The following is an 18539-nucleotide window of genomic DNA, read 5'->3' as shown; positions in this document are numbered from 1 at the left end:
GTGCATCGTCCATCGAGCGGCTAGGATCGTTCCGGTGCCTTGCGGACCGCATTGTGCACTCACGAACACGAAGTGGATTCCATGATACCGATTACCGTCGTCGAATTCGGCACCGAGGAAGAAGAGCTCGTACTGGAGGTCCTCCGGTCCGGCGTCATCGCTCAAGGCCCCAAGGTCCTGGAGCTCGAGAACGCGTTCGCAGAGCGGGTCGGCGTCAAGCATGCGGTAGCCGTCAGCAACGGCACGATCTCGCTCGTCGCATCCCTTGCAGCACTCGACCTCGAACCCGGTGACGAAGTCGTCACGAGCCCGTTCACGTTCGTCGCATCGCTCAACGCCATCCTCGAGGCCGGGGCCACCGCGACCTTCGCCGACATCTCCGAAGCCGACTACAACGTCACCGCCGAGACGGTCGCCGCAGCGATCACCGCCCGCACGAAGGTCGTCATGCCCGTGCACCTGTACGGTCAGATGGCCGACATGGAAGGGATCTCCTCCCTCGCCGCAGACCGCGGCCTGCAGGTGCTCGAAGACGCCGCCCAGGCGTTCGGCTCCTCGCAGAACGGCCGTGCCGCCGGGAGCTTCGGTCTCGGCTCGTTCTCGCTCTATGCGACCAAGAACATCACGACCGGAGAAGGCGGTGTCGTCACGACCGACGACGACCGCCTCGCGGACCGACTTCGACTGCTCCGCAACCAGGGCATGCGCGCCCGGTACCAGTATGAACTCGCCGGCCACAACTACCGACTGACCGATCTGCAAGCCGCGGTCGGAATCCCCCAGATCCGGCGATACGACGATCTCGTCGCGCGCCGCCAGAACAATGCAGAGCGTCTGAACGAGGGACTCGCCGGAGTGCGCGGGATCATCACCCCGGCTACCGCTGCGGGCAGACATCATGTTTGGCACCAGTACACAATCCGAGTGACGGAAGCCGCGGCAGTGTCCCGGGACGAATTCGTCGCGCGACTCGGCGAGGCGGGTGTCGGCGCTGGGATCTACTACCCGAAGCTCGTGTTCGACTACGACAGCTATCGCGATCGTGCCGACGTGATCATCGGTCGTCTCCCCGTGGCGGAACGGATCGTCCGCGAAGTCGTGTCGCTGCCGGTGCACCCGCACCTCTCCGACGAAGATCTCTCGCGCATCATCGAGGTCGTCTCCAACCTCGCCGAGGGTCGCTGATGTCGGCCGCCAGCCCCCGCATTCTGCTCGTCGGCGCAGGCACGATGGGCTCGCTCCACGCCAGAGTCGTCGCCCAGTCGGGCGTCGCGACCCTCTCCGGCGTCGTCGACGCCTTCCCGAGCAGCGGGCAGCGGTTGGCCGAGCGATTCGACGTCGACTGGACGCCGGAGCTGACCGCCCTGGACCAGGTCGACGGAGTCATCGTCGCCGCCTCGACCGAGGCGCATTTCGACCTCTGTGCGGCCGTCCTCGAATCGGGCACCCCCCTCCTCGTCGAGAAACCGGTCGCCGCAGGTCTCGAGCAGACCGAACAGACGCTCGCGCTCTCGGAGCGGACCGGTACACCGATGATGTGCGGACTCCTCGAACGGTTCAATCCCGCGGTCATCACCGCGCGCGCCCTGATCTCCGAACCGGTGCACGTCACCGCGACGAGGCATTCGCCGTATGCGCCTCGGATCAAGACGGGTGTCAGCTGGGATCTGCTCGTCCACGACGTCGACCTCGCGATCAGCACCGTGGGCAGCCCGATCACCGCGGTCACAGGAGGTCTGTCACGGTTCCACCCCACGTCCCTTCCCGGGGCCGAGGACGTCGCTGAGGCCGTCTTGAGCTTCGACAACGGAGCGGTCGCGCAGATCTCAGCGTCTCGGATCGGCCAGCGGAAGGTGCGGTCGCTGAACGTGTACGAACTCGATCGGCACATCGAGATCGATCTGCTGCGACGGGACGTCACCGTGTACTTCCACGTGTCTGGACAGGCAGCCGATGACGGGCGCGGGTATCGCCAGCAGACGGTCATCGAGATCCCGGAGCTGGCAACCTCCCAGGAGCCCCTCGCAGCACAACTCGAGCACTTCGTCGGCCTGATCAACGGGACGGTCGATGCTGATGCCGAGCGCGCGTCGATCGCGCCGTCGCATCAGGTCATCGACGCCCTGCAGCGGGCGTCTCACCACTGACCAAGTCGCTCACCTGGCTCCGCACGAATGATGCCGCCTCCTCGATGGACGAGGAGGCGGCATGGTTGGTGAGCGTCACCGCTTCGAGCGCGTCTTGCGACTCCGAGCGAAGGCGACGAGGGCTTCGAGCTCCTCAAGGTGCTTCGCGGCGACCCGACTGATGGTGAAATGCTCCTCGACCACCGCTTGCGCGTGGGCCGACACCGAGCGTCGAGCCGCCACCGGGTCCTCAAGGACCTCGATGATCGTCTCCGCCAACGCCGCCGGGTCGGCACGCTGATCCGAGGCCGATATCGGCGGCGTCAGGAAGAGGTGGTGCCTGTCCCGCAGAATGACCTCGACGAAGTTGTCGGGCCGGATGGCGGCGACCACCGGGATACCGACAGCGAGCGCTTCGAGGCTTGCCGTCCCGAACCCCTGACCATCCAGCTCATGCACTTCGAGGTCTGCCGCCGCCAGGTAGTCGGGGATCTCCGACTGCGGTTTCGCCCCGGGTGCGTGCACCGCATGCGAGACACCGAGACGCTCGGCCACATGGAGGAACTCGTCGAAGTAGACCCCGCCGATGACGACCACGATCGTGTCGGGGAACCGGGCGAGTACGGACGGGAGCGCCTCCATCAGCGCCACGCGGTTCCGCTGGGGGATAACGTGCCCGAGGGACAGAATGACATGCTTGTCGCCGAGACCGTGGAGCGTACGCGCCCGTGCGGCGTCGCCACCGGTCAGCGCGCTCGGGTTGATGCCTACCGGAATGTAGACCTTGCCGCTGAGCGCCCGTTTGTACCGCTCGTCGATGTACTGGTCCATGAGGACGTCCATGACGACGAGCGTCGGCCGGTGCAAGCGCATGAGGGGGGTGACGAGAAGCGCATCGCCGAGCCGGTAGATCAGATTGTGCAGCGGGTTCGGTGAGTAGAGCCGCGTATGGATGCTCAACAGGGTCGGCACCTTGCGCTTCCGCGCCCACCAACCGGAGAGCCAGGTCAGATCGAAGAACTGGCCGTGTTGATGCACGATGTCGGGCCCGAACTCGTCGAGGATGGCGAACACGCGCCGCTTCGCTGACCCCGAAATGGTGAAGGCGATGTCGAAGTTGGCGGCGAAGCGGTTCTTGGGCATCGTCCAGGCGGGGATCCGCACGATGCGCAACCCGTCGCGCTGTTCCTCTGCCGGAGCGCCCTGGTATCCGGCCGTCAGGACGAGTACCTCGTGGCCTGCCGCGGCATACTCCTTCGCGAGGTGATCGGACAGGTGCGAACTCCCTCCCGGACGCGGCGGGAAGAAGTTGTTCACGACGACGATCCTCATGAGCTGCTCCTTGCCTCGTGGATGAACGCAGGGTCGGCCGGGTCGTCGAGGTCGACTCGGCCGACGATCTTCGCGGGCACGCCCGCGACGATCGTTCGCGCCGGTACGTCGCGGGTCACGACCGCGCCGGCACCGACCACCGCTTCGTCGCCGATCTCCACGCCCATGTTCACGACCGCGTTCGCTCCGATGAACACCCGATCACCGATCTTCACGGGCTGACGCTCCACGTGCGGGGACCGACGGCCGGAGACGCATCGCCTGACACTCGAGTGCGTGTAGATGTGCACGCCGGACGAGATGTCGCAACCCGCTCCGATGGTGAGCCCGCCGGATCCGTCGACGACCGTGAATGCGCCGATCCAGGTACCCTCCCCGATCGATGGTCGTCCGATCACCCAGGCGAGCGGGTTGTACGGGTTCTCCGGGAGGCCGGACTCGGCTGGCACGCTACGAGTTGCGCACGAGAGCAGCCATGCCCTCGCCGACCGGGATGCTCGCCTCGAAGCCCAAGACCTCCTTGGCCCGAGTCGTGTCGGCCGCGCGGCGCGAGACGAGGACGTCGCGCGGGTTGAACTGCGGCTCGACATCCGCTCCGACGGCCTTGATCAGGATGTCGGCCAGCTCCGCGACGGTCGTGTCGATGCCCGTACCGACGTTGATCGGGACGTTGCCGCCCTCGGATCCGACGGCGAGCACGACCGCCCGAGCGATGTCGACGACGTGGATGAAGTCCATCGACTGCTTACCCTCACCGTCGATCACCGGTGCGTCGCCGTTCTTCAGACGAGCGACGAAGTGGTTGATGACCGAGGTGTAGTAGGCGGTCATCTTCTGACCCTCCCCGTACACGTTGAAGAAGCGCAAGGCGATCCAGGAGAGGCCCTTGGTCCGCTGGTAGAACCCGAGGAGGTCCTCGCCGGTGCGCTTACCGATGCAGTACGGGGTCTGCGGCTTGAGGCGGTCGTCCTCGTGCATCGGAAGCTTGTCCGGCTCGCCGTACACGGAGGCGCTGGACGCGTAGACCAGCCGCTTCACTCCGAGATCGGCTGCCGCGGCGAAGACGTTGTGCGAACCGACCATGTTGATGTCGACCGACGAGTAGGAGTCCGCGACACTCTTGTTGATCGAGTCGGCGGCCAGGTGCACGACGTAGTCGAACCCTTCCATGGCCGAACGCACGGCGCCGCCGTTACGGATGTCCTGGTCGATGACGTCAACCCGGCCCGTCTTCGCCAGCTCGGCGGCAGCGTCACGGTCACCGCGCCACATGCTGTCGAAGATCCGGACCGTGTACCCCTCGTCGAGCAGCTGGCGGACGACGTGCAGACCGATGAACCCTGCTCCGCCGGTGACGAAGACCTTTTTTTCTGACACTGATTGTTCTCTTTTCATTGCTATCGGCTGGACGAGGTTCCAGCGAGGTCGATGGCGGCTGCGAGCGTCGACACGACCCGCTCCGCATCGGATTCGGTCAGGTTTGCGTGCATGGGGATGGCCAGGTGGCGACCGAACAGGTCACGAGAGACCGGGAGGTCTCCGGAGAACTCGTACACCGGCTGGAGGTGAGACGCGTAGGTGCCGAAGTTGCACTGCACACCGTGAGCTTTCAGATGAGAGGCGACTCGACCTCGGTCGACGTCGGCGTCGAGCGTCACGACGTACGACTGCCAGGGGTGGGTCCGATCGGGCAATGCGACGGGCGCCGTCACTCGTCCGACGTCCGCGAGCAGGCGTTCGTAGCTTCCCGCGATCGCTTGCCGCGCTGCGACCAGCTCAGGCAGGCGTCGCACCTGGGCGATCATGATGCCGGCGGCCACGTCCGACAACCGGTAGTTGTACCCGAGTTCGTCGAAACTCGGAACAGGCAGGTCGGTGCTGTTCTCGCGGGTCAGTGCAGGCGCGATGCCGTACGTGTGCAGCTTCCGAGCATGCGCGGCGAGCGCCGGGTCGTTCGTGGTGAGCGCGCCACCTTCTCCGGCGGTGATGCCCTTCCGTCCGTGGAAGCTGAAGGTCGCGACGTCGGCCAGGCTCCCGGCGGGACGACCGTGGTAACTGGCACCTGCCGAGCATGCCGCATCCTCCATCAGCCACAGCCCGTGCCGGTCGGCGATCGCCCGCAGCTCGTCGTAATCGGCAGGCTGCCCGAAGACGTCGACGGCGAGGATGCCCACCGTGCGTGGTGTGATCGATGCTTCCAGGGCTGCCGGGTCAAGGCTCCAGATGTCTGGTCGGACGTCTGCGAAGACGGGTTTCGCGCCCGTCCAAGCGACCGCGTGCCCAGTCGCCGGGAAGGTGTAGTCGCCGACGACGACCTCGTCGCCGGGTTGGACACCCAAGACCTTCAAGCCCAGGTGCAGCGCTGCACCGCAGTTGTTCGTGGCCAGGGCGTCGGAGGTACCGGCGACAGCGGCGAAGAGTTCCTCAAATCGGTTGCAGGTCGGTCCGGCTCCGGACAACCATCCGGTCGCGAAGACTTCGGCGATTGCCGCAAGCTCCTCCTCTCCGACGGTCGGTTGGCCGAGAGCGATGACATCAGTCAAGCGGGATTCCTCGTTTCTGAGCGTCGCGGCATCGTGAATCGATGAGCGCCGCGATCTATAGTAACGGAGGCCGTCGGTGAACCCCACTGCGGACCGTCGCCAATCGTGAAAGAGGATCCTGTGCCCAAGAAGACATTCGTCGTGATCGGAGGCGGCATCGTCGGGTTGGCCGTCGCGGAGCGACTTGCACGCCGAGGCGACGCGGTCACGCTGATCGAGAAGGAGTCGAGCTGGGCGGCACATCAGACCGGGCACAATTCGGGAGTGATCCACGCGGGCCCTTACTACAAGCCCGGGTCGCTGAAAGCGAAGATGTGCACGGCTGGGAACCGCTCCATGGCTGCCTTCGCCGCCGACCATGGCATCGCCCATGACATCTGCGGGAAGCTGATCGTCGCCGTCTCGCCCGCGGAGGAGCCCGGTCTCCAGCGGCTCCACGAACGCGCTCTGGCGAACGGGGTCCCTGTCCGCCTGCTCCGACCAGAAGAGATCCGCGACGTCGAACCACACGTGGCCGCGGTGAGCGGCATGCGTGTCGAATCGACCGGGATCATCGACTACGCCGCCGTCTCCCGCACGCTCGCCCGGCTGGCAGAAGAGCACGGCGCGGAACTCCACCTCGACACCACGGTGACGGGGATCCGCACCATCGCTGACGAGGTCACCGTCGAAACCTCGCGAGGCGATCATCGGGCCGATGTGCTCGTCAACTGTGCGGGCCTCCAGAGCGACAAGATCGCCCGCATGGCCGGGATCACCCCGAACGCACGAATCATCCCGTTCCGCGGCGAGTACTTCGAACTCGCGGAGCACCGCCGTGATCTGGTCCGCGGGCTCATCTACCCGGTTCCCGACCCGACCCTGCCATTCCTCGGCGTCCACCTGACGCGAATGATCGACGGATCCGTGCACGCCGGGCCCAACGCAGTGACGGCCCTCGCTCGGGAGGGGTACTCGTGGAAAGACATCAACCCCCGTGAGGCCATTGGCGATCTCAGCTACCCCGGGTTCCTGCGAATGGCTTCCCGCAACATCGGCGTCGGGATCGGCGAGGTGCTCAGATCGCTGTCACGACGACGATTCGCTGCAAGCCTCGCACGCCTCGTCCCGGAGATCAGCCAGGCTGACCTCATTCCCGCCGGTGCGGGGGTCCGTGCACAAGCCATCCTGCGGGACGGATCCCTCGTCGACGACTTCCTGATCGAGCGGGCACCACGTCAGGTGCACGTGCTCAACGCGCCCTCGCCGGCCGCCACGAGTGCTCTCGAGATCGCGAAATCGATCGTGGCGAGTATCTGAACCCCGCACGCCGCCGGGGTTCGTCCCGCTCCGCGAGCCGGTCACCCGCGCGGAAGCACCTCGTATACATAGAACGAGCCGGGCCCCTGCCGGATGGTCCGCGGCTCACCGAGACACGGTTGGGCGAGCGGCTCAGTCGACAGGACGTGCCGGACGTTCTGCTGAGCGAAGGCGTCGCAGGAGTCGAACGTCATCCGGATCTGGTCGGGGGCCGGGTTCATCGGCGCAGGGCCTCCCTCGCCGGCGAGCCAGGTCACATTGGCGAGGCGGTTCCATATCTGCTCCGAGCTGCCGTCCGGATCGATCTGCGCCCACATCTCCTGAGATGGTGTGCTCTGGAATCCGTTGAACGAGGGCAAGCCGGATTGCACCAGGAGCACCGTCGGGACGACGGTCGACCCCACGCCGACCCATTGCCCTGGGTCGGCCGTGTCGATCCGCTTGAGCTCTTTCACCAAGCTGGTGCCGTTGAGGTCGTACACGCCCGCATAGACGGGGTTGACGCCGCCCCCCACCAACAGGGACGCGATCAGGAAGGCGATGCCGGCCGCCCCGGCCCGCCCGACCGTGCTCGCCCAGACGACCACGAGAACCGCGAGGGTGACAGCCACCCAGATCCACGTGCCGGTGACCAGGCTGGACTGGTTCCGGTAGAGGTAGACCGCGACGACCGCGAACGTCACGAAGGCGAGTGCGACGGTCGCCCAGACAACCGGCCGAGGGACGAGTCGGGGGCGTTCGACCGACTCGCCGCGGGCCGCATCGACTCGCGCGAGCATGACGACCGTCATGACGACACTGAGCATGCCTGCCGCCAGGCGGATGCGCCCCGTCGTGGTGCGATCGAGGAGGAGCAGGTGCGCGATGGCGTCCCAACCGGGCACCAGCAGGTAGGCGACCAGCAACGCACCACAAGCGAGCAGCGCGACCGCGGTCCAGTCGACCGCGCTTCGCTTCCGAACTTGCGACCACAGCATCCAGAGGAACGGTATGGCGAGGAACACCCCCGGGAGCAGGAACGAAGCCGCCTCCGAGGCGTTGCTCCCGAACTGATTGGCGCTCACTCCGGTGAAGCCGTTCGAGAACGTGCCGCCGAAGAAACTCAGCATCTCGTGCGCGCTGGCTGCTCCGACCGGTTGGAGTCGCTCACCCGGGTAGACCGTCGAGGAGAAGCCGGTGATGGTCTCCCACCGGGTCGCCGCCCAGACGACGAGCACCACGCCCGCTCCGATGCCCGCCGCGAAGATCGGCCCGAGTCGCTTCAGACGACGCCAAACCCCGACGATCGGGGACGATGATTGGGTGAGGACAAAACCGACGGAGAAGGCGAGGGCGACGAGCGTCGCCGCCACGATGAACGGCACGTAGATGCCAGTCCCGACCGTCACGGCCAGATACCCGACGACCAGGGGCAACCATATCCTCGGACCGGTCCGGTCGGTCTTCAGGAGCCAGACGACACTGGCCATGAGGAAGAACGCCCAGGCTGCCGGCCAGAAGGTGATGGAGAGGAACCACCATTGGAAGAACGGGGCGAAAGCGAAACCGACCGCCGTCGCCGCGACGGCGATCGGGCGCCTGGGCAGGAGCGAGACGCCGAACAGATAGACACCGGCGACCATGGCGAACGCCGGGAGCCACCACTTGAGCGCCATCGCGTTGTCGAGCGGTAGGAACAGGAATCCGAGCAGATGCGGACGGAATGCCATCGACCAGTCGGTGCTCGGCAGATCATGCTGGACGGTGGCGTCCATACCTCCGGGGAAGGCTTCGTTCCGGATCGGGAGCCCCTGCTCGAACTGCGAGACGGTCCAGGAGGACTGGACGTACCATTCATCGCTCCGGATGGCCTGCGGCTCCCCAGCGATGAGGTTCGGATCGGATCGGGAGTTCACGAACTGGTTCAGGTAGCCAGTGGACGACCCGGTCACGCCGAGCCCCACGAGCGCGACGAGCAGGAGACCGAGAATCGCCAGCGGAACGACGACCACGCGCCGATTGGGCAACCCCGAGTTCGTCGGCTTCAGTGACTCCGACCATCGCTGGCGGACGGGCTGCAGGTGAGATGGCACGACTGACACGATAGCCGATGCGTCACGGTGCTCGGAGTCGCGACTACTGCCTCACCGCCGGGCCCGAAGCCGGGGCGACCACCTTGCCCTGCTCGAACGTCTGCGAGCATGAGCCGTCGGGGGCACAGCTCGCGTTCGAGGTGGGCCATCCGAGAGATCCGAGGGCACCACCGTTGGCGAAGTAGTAGTCACGCAGTGCTCCGAGCGGGACGAAGTAGACCGGTGACCCGTTCTTCGCATACGCGGACCCGCGGGCGAACGCCTGCGCCACACCGGAGTCGGCGCTCACCGCACGCGTATCGCCAGAGGCGGCGCCCCAGGGGCCGGTCGGGCCACCCGACGCCTCGAAGGCCGTACGGATCGGCCCAGACACGGACGCCGTCTTCGTGCCGTCTGAGAAGATCTGGCCGCCTTGGAAGGACTGACTGCAGGTTCCTCCAGACGCGGCGCAGACCTGTTCGCCCGTGGGCCAACCAAAGGCCCCTGCCGCTCCACCGTTCGCGAAGTAGGCATCGCGGATCGGCCCGCTCACCAGGTAGCCTGCACCCCCGGCTGCCGCGTACGCCGAACCACTCGCGAAGACCTGCGCCGTGCCGCCGCCGTTCGCGGTGACGGGAAGGACGTCGCTCCGGGTCAGCCCCCATGAGCCGTCTACGCCTCCAGCAGCGGCATATGCCGTAGCGATGGCCCCGTTGGACGAGCCGGACCCGGCCTTCCCCGTGAAAAGCGTCCCCGACTCGAAGAGCTGATTGCAGACCGCGCCCGCGCAGGAGGGTGCCCCCTTGGGCCATCCGAGATACCCGTACGCCCCTCCGGTCGAGAAGTAGGCGTCGCGCAACGACCCCGAGACCGCGAATGCGCCGAGGTCTGCTCTCCAGAAGATCGATCCGGACCGATAGATCTGACCGAGACCCCGAGCGGATTGATTCGCGAGGATCGAGATCGGGCCGGTGGCAGGACCGAGGGCGCCGGTCGCTCCACCCGCAGCGGTGTACGCGGCGTCGAGCTCAGGCGCCCCGACGCGAGCCGGTTGCCCGGCCGTCTGCAGGATGTATCCGGGCTCGAACCGCTGCACACAGGTAGTCGGCGTCCCGCTGCAGACCGCGTTCGACAGAGGCCAGCCGAGCGACCCGAACGCCCCGCTCAAGGAGAAGTACTGGTCGCGGATCCCACCACTGATGACCACGGGTGAGGCGCCGGTGAGCGTGTAGATCGAGGAGCTGAAGAACGCCTGCGCCAGGCCACGGCCGAGCTGCTGCTGTCCTGACACCGGGAGACCCCAGGTCCCCGATGGGCCACCCGCGGCGGCGTAGAGCTGATAGTTCGCGCCGAAGACCGGGTATGCGCCGGTGCCGTTGTTCGCATAGGTCCCCCCGCCCTGATACGCCTGGTAGCAGTAGGGCACGGCGCCGACGGATGCGCATCGGGCATCGAATGTCGGCCATCCGAGCGGCCCCGCAGCGCCACCCTGCATGAAATACGCATCCCGCTGCTCGCCCGCGACGAGATACGTGCCTGCCGACGAGCTGAAGACCGAGCCGCCGGAGAACACCTGGCCGACTCCACCGCCGTTCTCACTGACCGATCCGAGGTTGAGCAGTGGCCAACCGACCGGGCCCGACGCGCCACCTCGAGCGAAGTAGTAGTCGAGGACCGGCCCCTTCTTCACGGTCAGAGCGGCCACGCCGGTCGTGCTGCCGTAGTAGATCGAACCGCCTTGGTATGCCCTCGCCACGCCGCCGCCGTTACCGTTCACGACAAGGTAGTCGGAGGTCGCCGTTCCGAGGGAGCCGGTCGGCCCACCCTGAGCCGCGTACTCCCAGTCGATGAGCGCTCGTGGATCCGGGCCGCCCGCAGGATTCCCGAACCAGTCGGTGTAGATTCGCCAGAAGTTCCGGTTGCCGTAGGCACCGCAGCCGTCACCCCGGCCGTACAGGTTCGCCAGGGCAGAGGCGTTGGGTTGGTAGGGCGTGTAGTTGTACAAGCCTGCGGTGGCCTGATTCTGGATGTAGACGTTGCTGGACCCGCAGCCCGCGTCCGGATTGAAGCGGATGGCGTTAACCCGGCCGGCGACGTGGTTCCAGCGAGTCGGGTTGGCCGCGTAGTTCTTGAACTGCAGCGCCGCGGCGTACACCTGATTGAAGAACCCGTAGTACTCCGCATCACAATCGGCGGTGTCCGGGCAGCCATAGCCCATCGCGCTGCGGTACTGCCGCGAGTTCGGCCAATCATCCGTGACCAGACTCTGCTCCTTCTCAAGCAGGACAATGATGGCCTTCTGGCTGATCCCACATGCGGCGCCGACCTTGGCGATGATCTGCGCTGCGCTCTCGCCACCGGAACCCTGATAGGCCGCGCAGCGACCGCTCACGGCTGCCCGGTTCGGGGTCGCCTGACTGAAGTCCTTGAGACAGAGGTAGTCGGTTTTGCAGGTCCGGACGGCGGCGTTCAGGAACGACTGCACCTGGGGGGCGCTCATCGCGTTGCCGTTGAAGAAGTTGGCGTCGCTGATGAGGTTGCCTGCGGAGAACGACGCCGCATCGGCGGCCTCTGCACGCTCGGCGGGAGCGATGGACACCAGACCGGCGACCACCAGCATGAATGCCCCCAACGCGGCAACGACACGGGTGATGGTGGGCATCAGGGGACCTCTACGATCTGCGGTGCGGACACGAGTTCTGGAGTCGAGGTGGACACGTACCGGAACGACACCGACCACGAGCCCGAGGACAATTGCGATGCGGGTAGCTGCACATTTCCGCAGCTGGTCGTGGAGACGTCCGCAAGCCCGTCCGACTCGACCGATCGGGTGACCGACGGTCCGACGAATTCGAACGTGCACCGGCCGTCGTTCTCGATGACACCGGCGACGTATCCGGAAGCGGAAATCGCGGACCCGTCGTCTTCGAGTGCGGCTACGACGAGGATCGCTTCCGCCGGAGGCACCTCCGCGGGCTCACCCTTGGCGGTCGACTCGTTACCGGGCGCAAGCGACGTCGGCGCGTCGCCCGGTGCAGCTGACGGTGCGTCGACGCAGCCCGTGAGGAGCCCGATGAGGAGCAGCCCTCCGAGGGTCGGGATCAGCTGTCGTCGAACCTGCACACGTACTCCTCTGGCGAATCGGGCCACCCGAACGGGGCACGAGTTGCTGTGACTCTATCGCAGCTGCGATGAATCGTCAGCCCCGCATCCCACGCTCGAATGCACTGACGAACTGCGCGCCGCTGGCCTCCCAGCTCGCTTCCGCCAGCGACGCAGCCATCCGCTTCGAGTGCTCGATTCGATCGGGCCGTTCGACGGCCGCCACGAGACGCTTCGCCATCGCCCCGGGCGCGGGATGGACGTAGTCAAGGAACGGGTTGTCCGACACCATGCGGTTGTTCGGTGCGTCGTTGACGATCGCTGCGGTCCCGCACGCGAGCAGTTCCAACGGCATGAGCGACATGTTCGACATCGACAGCACGAGGCCGGCAGCGGACCGGTTGAAGATCTCCGCGAGCACGGGGACGTTCACCTCGCCGTGGTTCACGAAGGGGAACGGGAGGTTCCAGTCGCTGACGTCCCAACCGGCGAGGTTGATCGTGTACTCCGGCTTCTGCCTGGCGAACTCGGTCAACGCGAGGACGCCGAACTCGAACGCACGTCGCGGTGTGACCGGACGGGTGTAGAAGAAGATCTCCTTGCGCTCGCCCTCGTTCGTCAGGTGGTAATGGGTCCGATCGACCGAGAAGTCGAAGTGATCGGTCCGCATGCCGTACTCGTCGTGCAGCTTCGCCGCGAGCCATCCGCCAGCGGTGATGCCGTGGAATCCGAACCGGTAGGTGTTCTCAGCGAGGATCGCCTCGGAGCCGTAGGAGTAGAACCCGGGCTCGAAGTCCTGCACGAAGTAGAACCGACGTGCGTGCGAGAGGTCGCGATAGGCGGGGTAGGCGGTCTCCCACCCGGTCGCGAAGATCGCGTCGGTGTCGGCGGTGACTCCGGCCGCCGAGTCGTAGTTGAACAGGCGCCCCTTGAAATCAGGGTAGGCGGGGGTCCGATCGAGCATTCCGCGGAGGGCCGTGAGGTCCTCCTTCACTCCGAGACCGTTGTAGAAGTACACGTCGCACTGATGTCCGGCCTGCTCCGCGTAGGAGATGAATCGGAACAACGTGGTGTGGCCGCCGCTCGTGGGTGACGGGGGCGAGGTGATGAAGGCGATCCGGGCACGGCGGTCCGTCACGACGACCGGATGTTCGAGCTGCGGCGCAGGCTCGGTCCAGTCGACCGCCATCGCGTCGTCCAACTGCACCGGCAGGATGACGATCTTGCCGGACACTCGGGCGCGAACACTGAGCCGCACGCGGTGCCAGAAGTATCGCGGACCCTGATGCTTGAGGACGGCGCGCGCGCTCTTGATCTTGCGCAGGACGGAACTCACAGGAACTCATCTCGGTCGTTGAAAGACGGATACGGCCAGAACTCAGGCTGGTGCAGCTTGTGCCCCCACCGGTCGCGATGGGTGGTCGCCTCGTAGCGCATGACCTTCGCGTCACGGGTTTTCGATTCGAAGTGATAGAGCTCGGCGTGCGGGGTCCAGAGGATCTCGTAGCCGGCCTGCAGCATCTTCTGGCAGAGGTCGACGTCGTTGAACGCACCGGGAAGCAGGCGAGTCATGCCGCCGACCCCCTTGTACGCCTCGACCGGCACGAGGGCGCAGGCTGCAGTGACCCCGCCGACCTCGCGCTCGACGAGGTAGCCGCCCAGCGGGCCGCGCGAGCCGCGCGGTTCCCAGAGTCCGACGTGCGTCGCCTCGCCTCGCCACAGGTGGTGCCCCGCATGCTGGATGGTGTCGTCGCCGAAGTAGAGCATACAGCCGACCATCCCGACCCCGGGCCGTTCCGCCAGGGCCAGCATTGCGTCGATCCACGTCGGTGTGATGACCTGGACGTCGTCATTGAGGATGAGTGCGTACTCCCCGACGGAGTTCAGGACACCGCGATTGATCTTGCCCGAGAAGTTGAACGGTTCATCCCAGGGGACTTCCACCAGCCGCTCCCCCGCAAGGAACCGGATCCGCTCGAGCACCGGCTCGTCGGCGACCGTGTCCACCACGACGACGATCTCGTACTGCTCGTAGGTCGTGTGCTCGACGATGCTCTGCACGGCGTCCACGAGGTAGCTGTGACCGGTCCGACCCGGAGTGAACTGACCGCGCGTCGGAATTACGATGGACACGAGCGGGCTGCGGTCGAGCGGGCGACGGGTGTCGTGCACACCGTCGGAGGACACTGAGACCACCCGGCCACCGCCGGTCTGCTCCAGGTGGGCTTCCAACGACTCGCGGACGACATCGAGTTCGCGCTCCGGAATGGCGCCCAGGCGGACCGGCGCATCGCTGTGGAACAGGATGCGCGCATCGTGCCGGATCACGGCCTCGGCCGCAGTGAGGCGCAGGGCGACACTGTACCGGGCGGAACGCTGCCAGTCGCCGACGAATCCGCCGATGGACCGCAGGAGCGCGGTGCGATAGAACACCGCGTCTCCCCAGTAGTCCTCGCACCGGAGCCACTCAGGCGCGGGACCCGGCTTCTTGACGAGGCGGACACCGCCTGACTCGAGCGGGAAGTCCTCGTCGACGTACAGCACGTCCAGTGCGGGTTCGTCGGACAGTTGCTCACGAAGTCGGTCGGTCGCGTCGGCATCGATCACACCGTGCGCCGACGGGAAGATGACGAAACGCGAGCCCACGGTGTCGAGCGCGGCGGCTGCCAGGGACACCCAGGTCGACGCCTCGTCGGCAGGCAGGGACCGGATCCTCGGGTCCTCCGCGAACCGGTCGGAGCCGACGACCACGACCTCCACGTCCGTGGCGTCGCCGATCGCCTCGATGGTTGCCGCGACGCGCTCGGGGTCGGCACCGATCAGGACGATCGAACACAGCAAGGGGTCGGTGGCGTGTTCACTGCCACCGTCGTTGATCACCTCGGTCATGGCGTCAGGAGCGCTTCCGGCGGACGGCGCTGAGCGGGGAGAGCACCGCGCGTCCGACCTTCCAGGTCGCCGTGGAATGCAGCACCTGCAGTTGCTGCCGCAGCCCCTCGTTCTCGCGCTCCAGTTCCTCGTAGGCGGAGCGCGCCGGGGAGTTGATCGTCGCCTCACGGGCGACCCGCGCCTCGAGACCGAGGATGCGATCGACGAGTTCGAGGACGCGCTCCTCCTGCGCGACCTCAGCGGCACTGGGGCGTTTGGTGGGCATGGAGTGGCACCTGTTCTTCGTCTCGTTCGTCCGTACGGCCGCGCAGCCGGGCGGACGGGCCGACCAGCCGCAGAGGCCTACTTTAGCATCGAGGCCGCGTGGGACCGGGTCTCGAGACGAACGCCACTGATAGCATGTCGGCGGTTCGGGTCCCCCGCGAACCCCCTGGCCGCGGGCCTCGCGTGCCGACGCTCCCGACCCGTCATTCCCGACCTGGGGGACGGCTCGGCACGACTTGACTGCGGACGCCCAGTTCCGCCGGGCTAAAGTAGCTAGGCTCTCACCCTCCCGAACGCAAAGTCGAGGATCAATGCAGTATCTGAAAGAACTCGCGGCTGCGCGCGAGCTTCTGGCGAACCTGACGCTTCGCGACATCCGCGGGCAGTACCGCCGGACCATCCTCGGTCGTCTGTGGTCGCTCGCGAGTCCGCTCGCCTCGATGCTCGTCTACACGTTCGTCTTCTACTTCATCTTCCGGGCCAAGCCGGACGTCGGCGACCCGAGTGGAACGAACGTGTTCGCCCTGTGGTTGCTCTGCGGCCTGCTGCCCTGGACGTTCTTCTCCACGGCCGTGACGACGAGTATGGGGTCTATCGTCGGAAACGCCGGGCTCATCACCAAGGTGTACTTCCCCCGGGTGGTGCTGCCGGTCTCGACGGTCCTGACGACCGGATACAACTGGTTGTTCGAGATGCTCGTGCTCGTCATCGCGCTCATGTTCGTCGGGTCGTTCGTCCTCCCCTGGCTCCCGCTCGTCGTGGTCTACATGGTGCTGCTCGCACTGTTCGCGATCGGCGTCGGCCTGGTCCTCGCCGTCGCGAACATCTTCTTCCGCGACACTCAGCACCTCGTCGGCATCCTCATGCAGATCTGGATGTACCTGACCCCGATCATCTACCCGCCGAACCTCGTCTCCGACGCCTCGGCGAACGTCGGGGGCTTGTTCGGGACCTCGATCACCGTCATGGACATCTACGAGCTGAACCCGATGATCCATTACGTCACCGCATTCCGAAACCTCATGTACGACAATCGCTTCCCCGACCTCGGCGACACGCTAGCGTGCATCGCCTGGGCTGTCGCAGCGCTGGCCGTCGGCATGTATGTCTTTGCCCGCAACGAGAAGAAACTGGCTGAGCTCCTGTGAACGATATCGCCGTCCATGTCTCCGACGTCTCGAAGAAGTTCCGCCTGTACCACGAGCGGAACCAGAGTCTGAAGTCGGCCATCATGCGCCGGAAGATCTCGGTGCACGAGGACTTCTGGGCGCTGCGCGACATCACCTTCGACGTCCCGACCGGTTCGACCTTCGGCCTCATCGGCAGCAACGGGTCCGGCAAGTCGACCCTGCTGAAGTGCCTCGCGAAGATCCTCTATCCCGAGACGGGTACCATCACCGCCAACGGCAAGGTGGCCGCCCTCCTCGAGGTCGGATCGGGCTTCCACCCCGAGCTGTCCGGACGGGAGAACGTGTTCCTGAACGGCTCCATCCTCGGCATGAGCCGGAAGGAGATCCAAGGTAAGTTCGACGAGATCGTCGCCTTCTCCGGAGTCGAGCAGTTCATCGATCAGCCGGTGAAGAACTACTCGTCGGGGATGTATGTGCGTCTCGGATTCTCGGTGGCCATCAACGTCGACCCCGACATCCTGGTGGTCGACGAGGTCCTCGCCGTCGGCGACGCGGAGTTCCAGGCGAAGTGTTTCCAGAAGTTCGAGGACTTCAAGGCGGCCGGGAAGACGGTCATCCTCGTCAGCCACTCGATGGGCGCGGTCAAGTCCATGTGCGACCACGCCGCATGGATCAACAAGGGCACCCTGGAGTCCTTCGGCAAGGCGGATCCGGTGATCGCCGCGTACGAGGCGTCCTATCCCCACGAGCGCTGAGCGGCCCGATCCGTCCCGCATCACGTAGCAGGGCCCCGAACTGGAGTTCGGGGCCCTGCTACGTGATGCGGGACGGATGGATTACTGCTGCTCGAGCAGACGCTGCAGGTACCGTCCGTAGCCGCTCTTGACGAGGGGTGCTGCGATCTCGGCAAGGCGGGCGTCGTCGATCCAACCGGCACGCCAGGCGATCTCCTCGATGCAGCCGACTTTGAAACCCTGCCGGTCCTCGATGACCCGCACGTACTCCGAGGCCTGCATCATGGACTCGAAGGTTCCGGTGTCGAGCCATGCCGTTCCGCGGTCGAGCACCTGGACCTGCAGTGAGCCGGCCTCGAGGTAGCGTTCGTTGATCGTCGAGATCTCGAGTTCTCCGCGAGCCGAGGGCTGGATGGACTTGGCGATCTCGACGACGGAGTTGTCGTAGAAGTAGAGCCCGGGAACCGCGTAGTTGCTCTTCGGCTGCGCCGGCTTCTCCTCGATGGAGATCGCCTTGAAGTCGTCGTCGAACTCGACCACGCCGTACGCGGTCGGATCGGCCACCTGGTAGGCGAAGATCAGGGCGCCGTCGACGGTGTGGTTGTTTCGGAGCGCCGAGCCGAGGCCGGTGCCGTGGAAGATGTTGTCCCCGAGGACGAGTGCGACGCTCTCATCGCCGATGAATTCTTCACCGATGATGAAGGCCTGTGCCAACCCGTCTGGAGAGGGCTGGACCGCGTATTCGATCCGGATGCCCAGGTCGTCACCGTTTCCCAGGAGCGCACGGAACTGTTCGTTGTACTCCGGCGTGGTGATGATGAGGATCTCGTCGATACCCGCCATCAGCAGCGTCGACAGCGGGTAGTAGATCATCGGCTTGTCATAGATCGGCATGAGCTGCTTCGAGATGCCCTTGGTGATGGGCCACAGCCGGGTGCCGGAGCCGCCGGCGAGAATGATTCCGCGCATAGTGTTCTGGAGTCCTTGTCATCTGCGGCCGTCCACGGTGAGCGCAGAGGCCTCCACTACCCTAGTCTCTGGCGCACGGCTGGATCAATTACGCTGAGAC

16 protein-coding genes are annotated in these 18539 nt (G+C 65.9%); 5 read left to right on the top strand and 11 right to left on the bottom strand.

Annotation, left to right across the window (positions count from 1 at the left end):
- Positions 1 to 81: 81 nt before the first annotated feature.
- Together ACZZZB_RS16870 and ACZZZB_RS16865 are read left to right on the top strand one after the other, a co-directional pair.
- On the top strand, positions 82 to 1185 hold the full coding sequence (locus ACZZZB_RS16870; protein WP_463530323.1) for a DegT/DnrJ/EryC1/StrS family aminotransferase: 1104 nt from the start codon (positions 82 to 84) through the stop codon (positions 1183 to 1185).
- Positions 1185 to 2147 (top strand): Gfo/Idh/MocA family oxidoreductase, encoded by a 963-nt coding sequence (locus ACZZZB_RS16865; protein ID WP_463530322.1) that lies wholly within the window; start codon positions 1185 to 1187, stop codon positions 2145 to 2147. The genes ACZZZB_RS16870 and ACZZZB_RS16865 overlap by 1 nt, the downstream gene beginning before the upstream one ends.
- Before the next feature lie 75 nt (positions 2148 to 2222).
- Here ACZZZB_RS16865 and ACZZZB_RS16860 read toward each other — a convergent pair whose 3' ends face one another.
- The 4 genes from ACZZZB_RS16860 to ACZZZB_RS16845 are packed head-to-tail and all read right to left on the bottom strand — an operon-like array spanning position 2223 to position 6001.
- Positions 2223 to 3458, bottom strand: a complete 1236-nt coding sequence (locus tag ACZZZB_RS16860) for a glycosyltransferase family 4 protein (RefSeq protein WP_463530321.1) — start codon at positions 3456 to 3458, stop codon at positions 2223 to 2225.
- Entirely contained in the window at positions 3455 to 3907 is a 453-nt protein-coding gene (locus ACZZZB_RS16855) for an acyltransferase (protein WP_463530320.1), read from the bottom strand. Before ACZZZB_RS16855 ends, ACZZZB_RS16860 begins: the two co-directional genes overlap by 4 nt.
- Before the next feature lies 1 nt (position 3908).
- Positions 3909 to 4835, bottom strand: coding sequence for an NAD-dependent epimerase/dehydratase family protein (locus ACZZZB_RS16850; protein ID WP_463530319.1), 927 nt, complete (start codon positions 4833 to 4835; stop codon positions 3909 to 3911).
- Between the two features lie 20 nt (positions 4836 to 4855).
- Entirely contained in the window at positions 4856 to 6001 is a 1146-nt protein-coding gene (locus tag ACZZZB_RS16845; protein ID WP_463530318.1) for a DegT/DnrJ/EryC1/StrS family aminotransferase, read from the bottom strand.
- Positions 6002 to 6121: 120 nt separating this feature from the next.
- Between ACZZZB_RS16845 and lhgO the strand changes: the two genes are divergently transcribed.
- Positions 6122 to 7300 carry an L-2-hydroxyglutarate oxidase gene (lhgO, locus tag ACZZZB_RS16840; protein WP_463530317.1) on the top strand — a complete coding sequence of 393 codons (1179 nt, stop codon included), beginning with the start codon at positions 6122 to 6124 and terminating at the stop codon, positions 7298 to 7300.
- A gap of 41 nt (positions 7301 to 7341) precedes the next feature.
- Here the strand turns inward: lhgO and ACZZZB_RS16835 are convergent, their stop codons facing one another.
- The 6 genes from ACZZZB_RS16835 to ACZZZB_RS16810 all read right to left on the bottom strand — a co-directional run bounded on the left by ACZZZB_RS16835 (position 7342) and on the right by ACZZZB_RS16810 (position 15607).
- Positions 7342 to 9306 (bottom strand): DUF7657 domain-containing protein, encoded by a 1965-nt coding sequence (locus ACZZZB_RS16835; protein WP_463530316.1) that lies wholly within the window; start codon positions 9304 to 9306, stop codon positions 7342 to 7344.
- Between the two features lie 109 nt (positions 9307 to 9415).
- Positions 9416 to 12013: an LGFP repeat-containing protein gene (locus tag ACZZZB_RS16830; protein ID WP_463530315.1), complete on the bottom strand. Its 2598-nt coding sequence runs from the start codon at positions 12011 to 12013 to the stop codon at positions 9416 to 9418.
- On the bottom strand, positions 12013 to 12474 hold the full coding sequence (locus ACZZZB_RS16825) for a hypothetical protein (RefSeq protein ID WP_463530314.1): 462 nt from the start codon (positions 12472 to 12474) through the stop codon (positions 12013 to 12015). Before ACZZZB_RS16825 ends, ACZZZB_RS16830 begins: the two co-directional genes overlap by 1 nt.
- Positions 12475 to 12550: 76 nt before the next feature.
- The gene (locus tag ACZZZB_RS16820; RefSeq protein WP_463530313.1) at positions 12551 to 13789 is read right to left on the bottom strand and encodes a rhamnosyltransferase WsaF family glycosyltransferase; all 1239 of its coding nucleotides are present in this window, start codon (positions 13787 to 13789) and stop codon (positions 12551 to 12553) included.
- Positions 13786 to 15342: a glycosyltransferase family 2 protein gene (locus ACZZZB_RS16815; RefSeq protein ID WP_463530312.1), complete on the bottom strand. Its 1557-nt coding sequence runs from the start codon at positions 15340 to 15342 to the stop codon at positions 13786 to 13788. The genes ACZZZB_RS16820 and ACZZZB_RS16815 overlap by 4 nt, the downstream gene beginning before the upstream one ends.
- Before the next feature lie 4 nt (positions 15343 to 15346).
- Positions 15347 to 15607, bottom strand: a complete 261-nt coding sequence (locus ACZZZB_RS16810) for a hypothetical protein (RefSeq protein ID WP_463530311.1) — start codon at positions 15605 to 15607, stop codon at positions 15347 to 15349.
- 310 nt (positions 15608 to 15917) lie between these two features.
- On the opposite strand from ACZZZB_RS16810, the gene ACZZZB_RS16805 reads away from it, so the two are divergent.
- Positions 15918 to 16754: an ABC transporter permease gene (locus tag ACZZZB_RS16805; RefSeq protein WP_463530310.1), complete on the top strand. Its 837-nt coding sequence runs from the start codon at positions 15918 to 15920 to the stop codon at positions 16752 to 16754.
- Positions 16751 to 17491, top strand: coding sequence for an ABC transporter ATP-binding protein (locus ACZZZB_RS16800; protein WP_463530309.1), 741 nt, complete (start codon positions 16751 to 16753; stop codon positions 17489 to 17491). The genes ACZZZB_RS16805 and ACZZZB_RS16800 overlap by 4 nt, the downstream gene beginning before the upstream one ends.
- Before the next feature lie 81 nt (positions 17492 to 17572).
- Here the strand turns inward: ACZZZB_RS16800 and rfbA are convergent, their stop codons facing one another.
- Positions 17573 to 18439 (bottom strand): glucose-1-phosphate thymidylyltransferase RfbA, encoded by an 867-nt coding sequence (gene rfbA, locus ACZZZB_RS16795; RefSeq protein WP_463530308.1) that lies wholly within the window; start codon positions 18437 to 18439, stop codon positions 17573 to 17575.
- Positions 18440 to 18539 lie beyond the last annotated feature (100 nt).

Source organism: Plantibacter sp. AC185, assembly GCF_979258065.1.
Note: the sequence above shows the minus strand (reverse complement) of the source record. Positions and strands in the feature narration are given on the sequence as shown.

What these genes read in the sequence shown, in the direction of transcription:
- ACZZZB_RS16870 (WP_463530323.1), top strand. Translation starts at nt 82, where the DNA reads ATGATACCGATTACCGTCGTCGAATTCGGCACCGAGGAAGAAGAGCTC.
- ACZZZB_RS16865 (WP_463530322.1), top strand. Translation starts at nt 1,185, where the DNA reads ATGTCGGCCGCCAGCCCCCGCATTCTGCTCGTCGGCGCAGGCACGATG.
- rfbA (WP_463530308.1), bottom strand. Translation starts at nt 18,439, where the DNA reads ATGCGCGGAATCATTCTCGCCGGCGGCTCCGGCACCCGGCTGTGGCCC.
- ACZZZB_RS16810 (WP_463530311.1), bottom strand. Translation starts at nt 15,607, where the DNA reads ATGCCCACCAAACGCCCCAGTGCCGCTGAGGTCGCGCAGGAGGAGCGC.
- ACZZZB_RS16830 (WP_463530315.1), bottom strand. Translation starts at nt 12,013, where the DNA reads ATGCCCACCATCACCCGTGTCGTTGCCGCGTTGGGGGCATTCATGCTG.
- ACZZZB_RS16860 (WP_463530321.1), bottom strand. Translation starts at nt 3,458, where the DNA reads ATGAGGATCGTCGTCGTGAACAACTTCTTCCCGCCGCGTCCGGGAGGG.
- ACZZZB_RS16815 (WP_463530312.1), bottom strand. Translation starts at nt 15,342, where the DNA reads ATGACCGAGGTGATCAACGACGGTGGCAGTGAACACGCCACCGACCCC.
- ACZZZB_RS16805 (WP_463530310.1), top strand. Translation starts at nt 15,918, where the DNA reads ATGCAGTATCTGAAAGAACTCGCGGCTGCGCGCGAGCTTCTGGCGAAC.